General features: G+C 41.8%; 9 protein-coding genes. 2 read left to right on the plus strand and 7 right to left on the minus strand.

All coding sequences use genetic code 11. The features are described from left to right. The first annotated feature begins 349 nt into the window (after positions 1-349). Entirely contained in the window at positions 350-4,024 is a 3,675-nt protein-coding gene (purL, locus tag D7322_RS09490) for a phosphoribosylformylglycinamidine synthase (RefSeq protein ID WP_121123593.1), read from the plus strand. A gap of 44 nt (positions 4,025-4,068) precedes the next feature. On the opposite strand, the gene D7322_RS09495 is transcribed toward purL, so the two are convergent. Both D7322_RS09495 and D7322_RS09500 read right to left on the minus strand, forming a co-directional pair. Continuing rightward, positions 4,069-4,515: a DoxX family protein gene (locus D7322_RS09495; protein WP_121123595.1), complete on the minus strand. Its 447-nt coding sequence runs from the start codon at positions 4,513-4,515 to the stop codon at positions 4,069-4,071. 134 nt (positions 4,516-4,649) lie between these two features. Then, a complete protein-coding gene (locus D7322_RS09500; RefSeq protein WP_121123597.1) occupies positions 4,650-5,564 on the minus strand; it encodes an AEC family transporter in 915 nt (304 codons plus the stop codon). Positions 5,565-5,671: 107 nt separating this feature from the next. Between D7322_RS09500 and D7322_RS09505 the strand changes: the two genes are divergently transcribed. Next, the gene (locus tag D7322_RS09505) at positions 5,672-6,505 is read left to right on the plus strand and encodes an AraC family transcriptional regulator (RefSeq protein ID WP_121123599.1); all 834 of its coding nucleotides are present in this window, start codon (positions 5,672-5,674) and stop codon (positions 6,503-6,505) included. A 31-nt stretch (positions 6,506-6,536) separates the two neighbouring features. Here D7322_RS09505 and D7322_RS09510 read toward each other — a convergent pair whose 3' ends face one another. The 5 genes from D7322_RS09510 to lysA form a co-directional block, all read right to left on the minus strand. Further along, positions 6,537-8,879 (minus strand): mechanosensitive ion channel family protein, encoded by a 2,343-nt coding sequence (locus D7322_RS09510; protein WP_121123601.1) that lies wholly within the window; start codon positions 8,877-8,879, stop codon positions 6,537-6,539. Between the two features lie 121 nt (positions 8,880-9,000). Next, on the minus strand, positions 9,001-10,404 hold the full coding sequence (locus D7322_RS09515) for a radical SAM protein (protein WP_121123603.1): 1,404 nt from the start codon (positions 10,402-10,404) through the stop codon (positions 9,001-9,003). Between the two features lie 13 nt (positions 10,405-10,417). Then, positions 10,418-10,654: a hypothetical protein gene (locus D7322_RS09520; RefSeq protein ID WP_121123605.1), complete on the minus strand. Its 237-nt coding sequence runs from the start codon at positions 10,652-10,654 to the stop codon at positions 10,418-10,420. A 3-nt stretch (positions 10,655-10,657) separates the two neighbouring features. Further along, a complete protein-coding gene (locus tag D7322_RS09525; protein WP_220700053.1) occupies positions 10,658-11,419 on the minus strand; it encodes a prolipoprotein diacylglyceryl transferase in 762 nt (253 codons plus the stop codon). A 104-nt stretch (positions 11,420-11,523) separates the two neighbouring features. After that, on the minus strand, positions 11,524-12,684 hold the full coding sequence (gene lysA / locus D7322_RS09530; RefSeq protein WP_121123607.1) for a diaminopimelate decarboxylase: 1,161 nt from the start codon (positions 12,682-12,684) through the stop codon (positions 11,524-11,526). Positions 12,685-12,693: the final 9 nt, after the last annotated feature.

Consider the following 12,693-nt stretch of genomic DNA (forward strand, 5'->3'; position numbering starts at 1 on the left):
GGGCCAGCAGGCAGGCGGGAAAATATACGTTTATCCGACACAAAAATAGATATGCGATAAAGTCTAATACGATAAATGCACATCAAATGAAGAATGTTTAACTCGAATCATCTAGAAAATTTATTGATTATGAGCGGCTTTGAGACTCCCATCCTAATACTGGCTAGACTCATCACATTTATTGACAGGAATTAACACAACTTACATTTAATTAGAAAAGAACAGCTATTTTACTCTTTTTTCAAACGAACGACCACCTTGATTTTTTAATCAAAATTCAATCATTTCCATAAAAATAATATGTAACTTTGTGCTTTAATTTGAAGAACGTTCAAAACAAACATTTATAATGATTCATTTCTTTGAGAACCCATCGAACACCGTATATGGTGTTCAAAGCGTAAACTCTTTATCACAAGAAGACATTACTAAACTCAACTGGCTATTCGGCAACGCCAAAAAACTCGACGACCAAACCCTTAACCATTACTTTGTAGGCCCCCGCGCAGCGATGGTCACTCCTTGGAGTACCAATGCAGTAGAAATCACACAGAACATGGGTATTGAAGGAATTGTTCGTATCGAAGAATTTCAACCGGTACCAGCAGATTTCAATGATTTCGATCCAATGATTTCGCAAAAATTCAGTATGTTGACGCAAAACATTTATACAGTCAACATTAGTCCTGAAGCTATTTTGGAAATTGAAGACATTGATGCCTATAACAAATCCGAAGGATTGGCATTAAATCCGGAGGAAGTAACTTACCTCAATAACCTCGCCGTTAAATTAGGCCGTCTTTTGACAGACTCTGAAGTTTTTGCTTTTTCACAAGCCAATTCCGAACACTGTAGACATAAGATCTTCAATGGTACTTTTATCATTGACGGTGAAGAGCAACCTACTTCTCTATTTAAATTAATCAAGAAAACTTCCGAAACAAATCCCAATGAGATCGTTTCAGCCTATAAAGACAACGTAGCCTTTATTAAAGGTCCACGTGTCACTCAGTTTGCCCCTAAATCGGCCGACAAACCAGACTTTTATGAGGAAAAATCCTTTGATTCGGTCTTATCCGTAAAAGCGGAAACACACAATTTTCCAACGACTGTAGAGCCGTTTTCCGGAGCTGCTACAGGTTCCGGTGGTGAAATTCGTGACCGTATGGCCGGTGGTCAAGGTGCTATTCCTTTGGCTGGTACAGCTGTCTATATGACAGCCTACTCCCGTTTATTACAAGATCGTCCTTGGGAGAAAGCCATGCAAGAGCGCCAATGGCTTTACCAAACTCCCGTGGATATCCTAATCAAAGCTTCCAATGGAGCTTCCGACTTCGGCAATAAATTCGGGCAACCCCTAATTACAGGATCTGTACTGACCTTCGAACACGAAGAGGATGGCCGCAAACTTGGCTACGATAAGGTAATCATGCAAGCTGGCGGTGTGGGATACGGAAAATTAGATCAAGCAAAAAAACATACCCCAAAAACAGGTGATAAAATCGTCATCTTAGGTGGTGAAAATTACCGCATAGGCATGGGCGGTGCTGCTGTATCCTCTGCGGATACGGGCGCTTTCGGTTCGGGAATTGAACTGAATGCGATCCAACGCTCAAATCCGGAAATGCAAAAACGTGCAGCCAATGCCGTTAGAGGCTTGGTGGAATCAGACCATAATCCTATTGTTTCTATCCATGACCACGGCGCTGGCGGACACCTAAACTGCCTATCCGAACTGGTCGAGGAGACAGGCGGTTTAATCGACCTTGATGCGCTTCCTGTGGGTGATCCTACACTTTCAGCGAAAGAAATCATTGGTAATGAATCGCAGGAAAGAATGGGCTTGGTGATTGCTGAAGATGACATTGCAACTCTTAAACGTGTTGCTGACCGCGAGCGTGCACCAATGTACACGGTAGGTGATGTCACAGGTGACCATCGTTTTACGTTTGCATCCAAGAGCAATGGTGCAAAGCCAATGGATTATGCTTTAGAGGATTTCTTTGGTTCATCACCAAAAACTTTTATGCGTGATAAAACCATCACCCGTAACTATGCAGATCTTAGCTATGACTCTGCCAATATCCCCAATTATTTAAATCAGGTTTTGCAATTGGAGGCAGTGGCTTCTAAAGATTGGTTGACCAATAAAGTGGACCGTTGCGTCGGTGGCCGTGTTGCCAAACAGCAATGTGCAGGCCCGTTGCAGTTGCCTTTAAATAACGTTGGCGTCATGGCTCTTGACTACAAAGGAAAAGAAGGTATCGCCACTACGATAGGGCACTCTCCTGTGGCGGCATTGATTGATCCAGCAGCTGCCAGTAAAACTGCTATTGCAGAATCATTATCAAATATCGTATTTGCACCGATCATAAACGGTCTTGCAGGTATTTCACTATCAGCAAACTGGATGTGGGCAGCAAATAATGAAGGTGAAGACGCTAGACTTTACCAAGCCGTGAAAGCATGTTCGGATTTTGCCATCGCATTAGGAATCAATATTCCTACCGGAAAAGATTCATTGTCGATGAAGCAAAAATATCCAAATGGCGAAAATGTAATCGCTCCCGGCACATTGATTATATCTGCGGCTGGAAATTGTACGGATATTACCAAAGTAGTAGAACCTGTCTTAAACAAAAATGCAGGCTCCATCTATTACATCAACCTATCAAAAGACAACTTCAAATTAGGTGGTTCTTCTTTCGCGCAGGTTGTCAATAAACTGGGCACGGAAGTTCCTACAATCCAAGATGCTAACTATTTCAAAACAGCATTTGATACCGTTCAGCAATTAATCAACGATAACCAGATCGAAGCCGGTCATGATATCGGATCCGGTGGTCTGATCACAACATTGTTGGAAATGACATTTGCCGATGTTAACCTAGCTGCGAACTATGATCTTTCAGGTTTAAATGAATCTGACTCAGTGAAAGTGCTGTTCAGTGAAAATATCGGTCTTGTACTACAGGCGAAGGATGATGCTGTTTTCGAGCAAGCTGTCACAGAAGCTGGCGTTGATGCCATAAAAATCGGTCATGCGATCGCAGGAACTACAGTGACCATCAAAAACGGAGAAGAGAACTTCAGCTTTGATGTTGCCGCAACACGTGATGTTTGGTCAACCACTTCATTTCTATTGGATTCTAGACAATCGAAAAACGGAATGGCTCAACAGCGTTTCGATAACTATAAAAATCAACCGTTAACATTTACCTTTCCAAGTCAGTTCAATGGCAAAAAACCGGTGATTGACGGAAGTAAAGCTCGTCCAAAAGCGGCCATTCTTCGTGAGAAAGGTTCCAATTCGGAGCGCGAAATGGCAAATGCGATGTTCTTGGCAGGTTTTGATGTAAAGGATGTCCATATGACAGATTTGATTTCAGGCCGTGAGACATTGGAAGATATCCAATTTATCGGTGCCGTTGGCGGATTCTCCAATTCGGATGTACTGGGTTCGGCAAAAGGATGGGCCGGAGCATTCCTATACAATGAGAAAGCAAAAAAGGCATTGACCGATTTCTTTGCGCGCCCAGACACCCTTTCAGTTGGTATCTGTAATGGGTGCCAGTTATTTATGGAATTGGAAATGATCAATCCTGAACACGAGGTTCATGGTAAAATGTTGCACAACACCTCGGGCAAACACGAATCAAATTTTGTTTCGGTGAAAGTTCAGGAAAACAACTCCGTTATGCTTTCTACATTAGCTGGAAGTACATTGGGTGTTTGGATTTCACATGGTGAAGGAAAATTCAATCTACCACTTGCAGAAGAACAATACAATATTGTTGCCAAATACGGTTATGAGCAATATCCACATAATCCAAATGGTTCGGATTACAATACAGCGATGATCTGTGATAAAACTGGACGTCACTTAGCAACGATGCCTCATATCGAGCGTTCGATTTTCCAATGGCATTGGGCAAACTATCCAAAAGGACGCCAAGATGAGGTTTCTCCTTGGTTAGAAGCATTCATCAATGCACGCAATTGGATTGACAACCAAAGCAAATAACAAACGAAAAGATAAAAGCTCCTTCATAGATGAAGGAGCTTTTTTTAGATATCCCTTTTGTATCCAGGTTTGTTCATCATATTGTCAAGGGAGTATTTTCCAGATCCCATGACCATAAAAAAGATCAACAAAAAGAATACGACTATCGAAAGCCACAATTCGGAATTCAAATAACTAAAGCCGTTAGTGATGTTGACAAAAAAGACAGCTCCCACCAGGACAGGAAACAGCAATAAGGCCGCTAAACGGGTTTGAAAACCCAAAATAAGAAACAGGCCACCGACCAGATGCGTAAAGACGACATAGTGAACAGCTCCCCATATGGACAGGTGGAAACTGCTCTGCTCAATCATGTGCTCAACCACTTGCCTATCGTTTACGAAACTTACCCCCTTCGCAAAAATCATAATACCCAGGGCAATTCTTAGGTAATCAATCCATTGGGGGTGGTGGACGTTTCCCCAATGTTCAATTTTATGTATCAGGTTCATAATATACCTCCTTTTATAGATGGTTATAATAGCTATAACAGCTGAAACACAAAAAAGTTGTTCCTAGTATCATTTTAATACAAAAGCTATTGCGGTCACGCGGTCTGGAGAGGATCAGAAGGTCGTAAGACAGATCAGGTAATCACAAACTGAATCACTAGATCCCATAATGCAGTCGTTATTAGTCCCGCTACAATACTAAAACCGATCACTAAGTTCACCAATTTTGTATTGAGGTGATATTGTTCGGCAATAATACCCGAAGTGACCAACGTAGGCATAGCAGCTTCAAAAATGCTGATCCGTGCCACAGGACCTTTTACACCCAACAGCAATGCAAATGACAAGACCAACAGTGGAGCCAAAATCAATTTATAGATCATGGCTGTACTGATCTGTGCGGCTTGTTGACGCCAGCCATCAAACTTCAATTGTAAACCGATAGAGAATAGTGCCAATGGTCCTACCGTCGCCACAAGCTTTTCAAAAAAAGGCTCGGCCATACTGAAGTCAACAAATTGGGATAACGTCAACGCGAGGAGACATCCGATCAAAGGTGGAAAAGTAATCAGCTTCCATAGCATGAATTTTGCGTCGATGGACTGCCCTTCATGCAGATTTGCTTTTAGGGCATTGATAATCCCCACAGTGGACAATAAGATAAACGTTGTCTGGTCACAAATAATAGCTATCGGCAACTGTGCCTCTCCGAAATAGGCCATAATCAACGGAAACCCAATAAAAGAGGTATTGCTGTAGCCTGCTGCCAACTCCAGACTGCTTCTGGAACGTTGTTTATAGGATTTTCGCTTACAGTACCATTCCATAAATAACCAGCTTCCAGCCCACACCAAAATCGCTGAAAAAATCGGAAACAGCATCGCTGAAGACCAGACAATCTTTGGGATATACTTGAAGGAAACTGCCGGAAGTGCAAAATAAAGGATCCAAGTATTGATTCCTTTATGCGCCTCAGCATGGATCAACTTTGCTTTTCTTAATAGCATACCAGCGCCAATACAAAACGCAATCATTATAAAATTAACCATGTTTTTCCTACCATTTAAGACAACACAAAAGTGCAATAGTAGCCCTAGGAAAAACATGTATAAATACATTATTTTTATGTACATTTATAACTATCTATCAAAAGAACATGCGAAAAAAACAATTTGAACCATTATTGATCAGCGAATTTGTGGAAGATACCTTTCACCTGCCCATGCATGAGCAGAATTACTATGAATTAGTTTACATTCGTTCCGGACGTGGGAAGCAGGTCATCAATAAATTTGAATTGGATTACGAACGTGGTGATATTTTTCTTGTTAGTCCTGCGGATAGGCACTACTTCAACATACAGGAAAAAACACACTTTCTGTTTATTCTTTTTACGGACAGCTATTTTTTGCAAAATCGACGCCAGCAAAAATTATACGCATGGATTATGGAGTTAATGAATGACAGAGGGCTAAGAGAAAATAAACTCGTCCTCACCGAACACCACCGTTTGATCTTTTCTCATCTTATGGAGGCAGTCAGGTTATACAGCCTTGCAGGAGTCAGTCAGACGGCACAGTGGCTATTTGATCAACTACTTGCCATCTTTGGACTTTATAAAGAAATATCCGAGATAAAACGCTTGCCGCAAACATATTCTCTCAGGCTGGACAGCTCGATTTCGGCTTATATCCATCAGCATATTTTTACGCCTGAGCATCTTCAGGTAAAAACAATCGCACAGAAATTTAATATCGCTCCGACTTATTTTGGCATCTATTTTAAGAAAAACTTTGGCAATAGCCTAAGAGACTACATCAACATGTACCGCATCGAATTAATCGAACATAGACTTAAATCCACCGCATATACACTAAAACAGATTGCTCAGGAATTAGGATTTGTTGATGAAAGCCATTTGTCCCATTTCTATAAGCGTACAAAGGGATACAGTCCAAAAGCCTATAGACAACAACTGCAGAAGAAATAATCCGCCACATTACAAGGGCTAACAAACGCTTTTAATTATTTTTAGGAGATAGAATACTATAGAATTTCAATCCATTTTCTTCAAACTGCTTATAAAGGATAATCAGCACATCATTTTTAAAAGATGAGACGTTCGCGGCGAAATTCACCCAGCAGGAAACGCTTAAATAGATCATTTCTTCGCTGATATCTTGCACACTGATACCGCTATCCCGTTCTTTGACGAAATATGGACTCGCCGTCATTGCATCATTAATCCATTGCTTCGCCTGATCAAGGTCTGCCTTCCGATCAATATGAAGCACAAAACTTGCTTTGCTATACTCCTGAGATAAGGTCCAGTTGACAACCCTACCCGAAAGTAAATCACCGTTGGGAATAATCACATCGGCGCCGTCTGCGGTTTTCAATACACTGGCACGGATACCGATCTCTTTGACACGCCCTTTTTTGTCGGCCAGTTCGATCTGATCGCCCACCCGAAAAGGCTTATCAAAAACAAGAATGATCCCCGACACAAAATTATTAATGATATTTTGCATCCCTAAACCGATCCCAACACTCAATGCTCCAATGACAACGGTAAGTTTATCAAGGCTCATACCCAAAGCCGAGATAGCCATGAAAAAGCCGATCAGAATAATCGCCAAACGAAATAACGGAAAGAGCGTCATTTTCTGATTATAGGCCTGATTTAGCTGACCATCTTCACCACCGAGCACAATGAGACTGATATTCTTTTGAAACCAATTGGCTACAAGCAACAGCAGTACAGCAACAACGAGATTGCCTAAGGTAAAGGAGATGCTGCCGATGCTGCGCACCTTGCCAAAAAACGTCTCACTGAGTCCCAATAAGGTGTCAATAAACTGAAGATTATTTGCTAGGACAATAATTGCCAACAGGACGCAAATAATACGAAGAATCTCTGTTATAATTGCCAAGGTGCGCTGCTCATTAAAGCGCATCCAGAACCCCGACACCAAACGATCCTTTTTAAATTGGTTACGGACATCTGCTTTGATCATATCAGCAAAATACTGTAAGGTAAATGACTGCACCAAACCAACCGCACATGCAATGCTGAAGCTGCGTGAATGCTCCACATGTCCAATAACGTTCAACGTAATCGCCGTAATATTTAAAATGGCAAATACAACATAGATAAAATTGCTGATATACCCCGGACTTTCGGGATTCTTAATTCGCCGCTTGGTATAACTGACCAATCCCAAGGCAATCAGATTAAAGCCTATACAAATAATACGCAAAAACAGATCGTCACTTACAATCATATTGACAAAAACATCCAACAGATAAAAGATGATCAGAATCAATGCGATATTACGTTGCTGCCCAGTGATTTTATAACGCAAGAGAAACATGAAGATTGACATGATCACCAGCTGGGAAGCCTGTAAAATGAAGGACGGTGTAAAAAAATTGACAAAAGGCAATAAGGTCAGCAGAAAAATAATAGTTTTCCCAACAATGGCATCGATGGAAAGCTTATGTTCCGGATCGTGTTGCTTCAGAATGTAAGCCACCCGGACAATCCAGTACGCATAGGCCAGCCCCAGAACAATCAACAAAATCCGGCTCGCCCAATCCGTCCGGTTGACATATTTGTCTATGGATTTATTATTACTATAATTACTACGGATATTGTCCAGGAGTACGTCTTTCGAAATACTTTTCGTATTGGCTTTCCATATTGAGTTCTTGCCCGGTGCAACATCCGATTTCTTTGCAGCAGCTTTTGTTTCCGGAATCAGGTCTAATCTATTGAGATGCCGCTGATCCTTGATGATAAGCTCATCAATTGTACGATTGATCGATTCCAGGGAATCCATCTTTGCAGCCAGCCGAAGTTGGGCAGTATTAAGATATTGATGCGCGCGCGCGTGATTGCTGGCACTGATATCATATCGCTTGATGATACCCCGGATCTGATCTTGTGTGCTACTTAAACTGCCGGAATAATTTGCAATACTTCCTTTAATAGATCTCAGCTGTTTAATTTCTTCGGAAATTGCGTTTTTTATAGTCGCGACGGAGTCTTTTGCTGAATTGCCACTAACCGCCGCATACGAATTGGATCTTTCATTTAGCTGAGCCACAAATTCCGCCATTGATGCCGTACGAATATTGGACAGGAACGTCAGATTGATTTTTCGCAGGTCATTACGCAGCGAATCATTCCCCATTCGCGTCGAATCGGTACTGAATCTTCTATTTAAACCCGTATGTGATACCGACCCGTCGGTATTGGCCATTCCTCTTCTTACCTGCACCGAATCTTGTCCGACGGCATAGAGCTGTAATGCCAATAAACTGATAACCGTAATGAAATGCTTAACGCTGCTCAATTTCATATTCCCAAATTATTAATCTCCTTCAATAATAGCCATTTCGATCTTCCAGAAGAACTACAAAACGAGGTTTCAGGAAATAAACCTTTCCTATTATTTTCCAGCAAAAATAGTTTATACAAGTCTAAAATCGAATAGCATCCGATAATTTAAGTTCCTCCAGACGTTTGATCTTATCATCACGGTAAAAGAGATTCATTGTCTCAAAAGGGATTAGTTTCAGATCTTTATTGACAATATGTACGCATGATTTTTTGACCGCGCGGACATCGAAATCATAGGCATCCATAAAATTCATGATAATGATGCGGAAAAGATTATCGTAATCGAGTTCAGGAGCACAGACCTCAGGCAGACAGCATAACAGCTGATTCACCTTGGGTTTTACTTTATCCACCGAAATACCAGTACTAAAAATATCCAACAACTGCATCTGAACACCGGTATCCTGCTCATATACAATGGTATTACGGGATTGATTATTTAACAGTACGGCGGGATCAATATGTCGTGTCAATGGAATCTTTTCCTCACCGATCTTTAGCACATAGCCCATCGCCAGAGCGTCCGGGTTACACGGAACCGGAATGATATCATGCGGATTCAAAAAGGGATACTGATCCAGGATTTCCTGCCTGACCTCAGTCAGTGTCATTTTATGCTGTGGAGCATCCTGTGCGTTTCGTCCGGCGATCTCCACCGGCTGGAAGGTTACCCCACGGACACAACGCTGATTCAAAGCATACTCCAGTATCGCTCCGATCTCATCGTCATTGGTCCCCTTCTCCAGAACCACAACGAGCGTCGTACTCAGGTTTAATGCATTGAGCTTTTCAATCGCTTTTTTGCGCACATCAGTCAGATCCTTTCCCCTAAATTTTTCCAGCACTTCCGGACGGAAAGAATCAAATTGCAGGTAAATTTCAAATTCTGGAGCGTAGGTTGCAAGTTGTTCGGCAAATCCGGGGTCATTTGCAATTCGGATACCATTGGTATTCAGCATCAAATGTTTTATCGGTTTTGTTTTTGCGATATCCAGAATCTTAAAAAATTCGGGATGGATCGTGGGCTCTCCCCCGCTGATCTGAACAACATCCGGCTCACCTTCGCTTTCAACGATCTTGTCTAGCATACGTTCGATTTCCTCCAGCGAACGATGCCGCCCATAATGGGGTGAAGACATGGCATAGCAGGTCGGACAGGTCAGATTGCAACGATCGGTCACTTCGACGATCGAAAGGCAGCTGTGCTGCTCGTGATCAACACATAAACCACAATCGTAAGGGCAGCCATAGTGAACATCTTTGTCAAATTTCAAAGGCGTCTCAGATGCTTTATTATAGTTCCGGATATTTTTATAGTATTCCACATCAGTCGCGATCAACGTTTTGAAAAAACCGTGATCGGGGCAACTTTTGGTCATAAAGACTTTTTCATCTTCGATGATAATCTTTGCACCTACACGCGAAAGACAAGTCGGACACAAACTAATGGTGTAATCGTAATAGGTGTAATTTCTAACTGGCATATATCTATCGCTATTAATTTAGTGCTATTCCACAGGCAATCCCGCCAGCGATCATTGCTCCGATACCCCCCAATAATACTTTCAGCCAAGGGTTAACATTAAATGTAGATTCCTTATTATTGGATTTTATAATCGAACCGATAATGATGACCAAAAGTGCTATTCCAATGACTACAGCACCGCCAAACAGTAAAAACAAGCCCAACATAGCTGTGTTTTCCGAACCAAATGATCCTTCGAGTAAATACATAATTTAGACCCTCCTTTCTAGGTGCGTATTCTTCAATAAATAAATATAATAAATTATCACAATAAGACAGGTAATCTGTATGGTACTGATCCCAAAAAGAATGATTGCTCTTGGCTTAATAAAATCCAATAGAAAACGAAAGCTAAAATAACTGAGCATAAAAAGTTGAAAGAGTAAACCATTCTGGAATATAAATCTTCGCTTAAACCACTGCAATGAAACAAATAACAGCATCAGAAATGCAATTTCGTACAAGGCCACCGGATGTCTTCGATGAGCATCCCCAAGGTACATCCCCAAGGGGCAGTCTGTAGGCAAGCCGTAAGTCTGCTCGAATACCCCCGTGTAAAAACAACCTATCCTTCCGATCATAATCGCAACTATCAGGGGAAATACCATGAGATCGCCGGTGCTCTCTTTCTTGCCCATGATTTTTTTCATCAGTTCCACCCCGAGCAACCCACCCGCCAAGCCGCCTACAATGGTATTATTTAACCAGATGTAACGCAATTTGCTCACCGCATTCAACAGTTCCTCCGGACGTTCCAGCGAACCAATGATATGGGATCCGATCAAGGCGCCTAAGGCCGCCGCAATAACAATCAAAAGTGAATTGGTATGCCCTAAACTCTCCTTATCTTTCCATTTCAGCAGCTGATAATAACGCATCCCCATAAACATCCCCAATCCTTCCATAAACGGATGTAAGAGGAAGGTTTTTCCAAATAGAGCAATGGTAACCGGAAATTCAATCGCTGTAAGCATAAACAAGTATACAAAAGACAATTCAGATATCTCTCACAAAAAAACAAAAGCCGGTCCATAAAATGAACCGGCTCTTTAAATCTGTTTTCGTCTAAAATCGCTTCTTACAGTTGATCGCTGTAGACAAATCTGATTTCTTCTCTCAAATTATAATGGGAGGCCATGACCTCACCATAGGCTCCCGCTGAGCGGATAGCGATCAAATCCCCCCGTTTTGATACAGGCAAAGACACTTCCTTCCCAAAGCAGTCCGAGGATTCACAAATTGGCCCCACAACATCATAGTTTAGCGCTTCCGCCCCCGTGCCTTCACTGATATTTTCCATTTTATGGTAGGCCTGGTACAAAGCCGGACGCATCAATTCGGTCATTCCCGCGTCCAGTACCAAAAAGTTTTTCTTGACGCCATTCTTGACATATAATACACGGCTCACTAAGCTTCCACATTGAGCAACCAAAGCTCTGCCCAGTTCAAAATGAACTTCCTGATGTGGCTTGCGCTCCAAGAACCGGTCAAAAATGTCAAAATAAGACTCAAAATCCGGAATCGGATTGCCATCCGGGTCTTTATAGTCTATCCCAAGCCCCCCACCAACGTTCAGCACACGAATCTGTGTTCCGCGTTCCTCAAACCAGTTCTTCCACTCGTTGACCTTGACACACAAACTTTTGAATACCGTCATATCGGTAATCTGAGAGCCCACGTGAAAGTGTAACCCCACCAATTCGATAAAATCACATTTCTTGAGAACAGCTGCGCATTTCTCCAGATCCGCATTTGGAATACCAAATTTGTTCTCGTCGAGTCCTGTTGTAATATAATGGTGAGTATGCGCATCAACATTGGGATTTATTCGCAAAGCAACATTGGCTTTTACACCTTGTTTTGAAGCTAGTTCATTAATCACTTCAAGCTCCTGAATAGACTCCACATTGAACGCAAAGATATTTTGCTGTAGGGCATAATTGATCTCCTTATCCGATTTTCCAACCCCCGCAAAAGTAATATTTTGCGGTGCAAAACCACATTCGATAGCCTTTTTTACTTCGTTTCCGCTCACACAGTCCGCACCGAAGCCGATCTGTTGCACCGCTTTTAATAACACATCGTTAAAATTAGCTTTCAATGCATAATGAACATGAAATCCCCTTTTGTGGGAAGCAACATAAGCTGCTTCCAAGGTTTTGTTTAACACGGCCAAGTCATAGTAATAAAACGGGGTTTCTTTCTCTGCAAATTTTGCCGCAATAGCTGTATTTATCATATAAAACCT

The organism is Sphingobacterium puteale (genome assembly GCF_003627955.1).
Lineage (GTDB): Bacteria > Bacteroidota > Bacteroidia > Sphingobacteriales > Sphingobacteriaceae > Sphingobacterium > Sphingobacterium puteale.

What these genes read in the sequence shown, in the direction of transcription:
- D7322_RS09515 (WP_121123603.1), bottom strand. Translation starts at nt 10,404, where the DNA reads ATGCCAGTTAGAAATTACACCTATTACGATTACACCATTAGTTTGTGT.
- D7322_RS09520 (WP_121123605.1), bottom strand. Translation starts at nt 10,654, where the DNA reads ATGTATTTACTCGAAGGATCATTTGGTTCGGAAAACACAGCTATGTTG.
- lysA (WP_121123607.1), bottom strand. Translation starts at nt 12,684, where the DNA reads ATGATAAATACAGCTATTGCGGCAAAATTTGCAGAGAAAGAAACCCCG.
- D7322_RS09525 (WP_220700053.1), bottom strand. Translation starts at nt 11,419, where the DNA reads ATGCTTACAGCGATTGAATTTCCGGTTACCATTGCTCTATTTGGAAAA.
- D7322_RS09505 (WP_121123599.1), top strand. Translation starts at nt 5,672, where the DNA reads ATGCGAAAAAAACAATTTGAACCATTATTGATCAGCGAATTTGTGGAA.
- D7322_RS09510 (WP_121123601.1), bottom strand. Translation starts at nt 8,879, where the DNA reads ATGAAATTGAGCAGCGTTAAGCATTTCATTACGGTTATCAGTTTATTG.
- D7322_RS09500 (WP_121123597.1), bottom strand. Translation starts at nt 5,564, where the DNA reads ATGGTTAATTTTATAATGATTGCGTTTTGTATTGGCGCTGGTATGCTA.
- D7322_RS09495 (WP_121123595.1), bottom strand. Translation starts at nt 4,515, where the DNA reads ATGAACCTGATACATAAAATTGAACATTGGGGAAACGTCCACCACCCC.
- purL (WP_121123593.1), top strand. Translation starts at nt 350, where the DNA reads ATGATTCATTTCTTTGAGAACCCATCGAACACCGTATATGGTGTTCAA.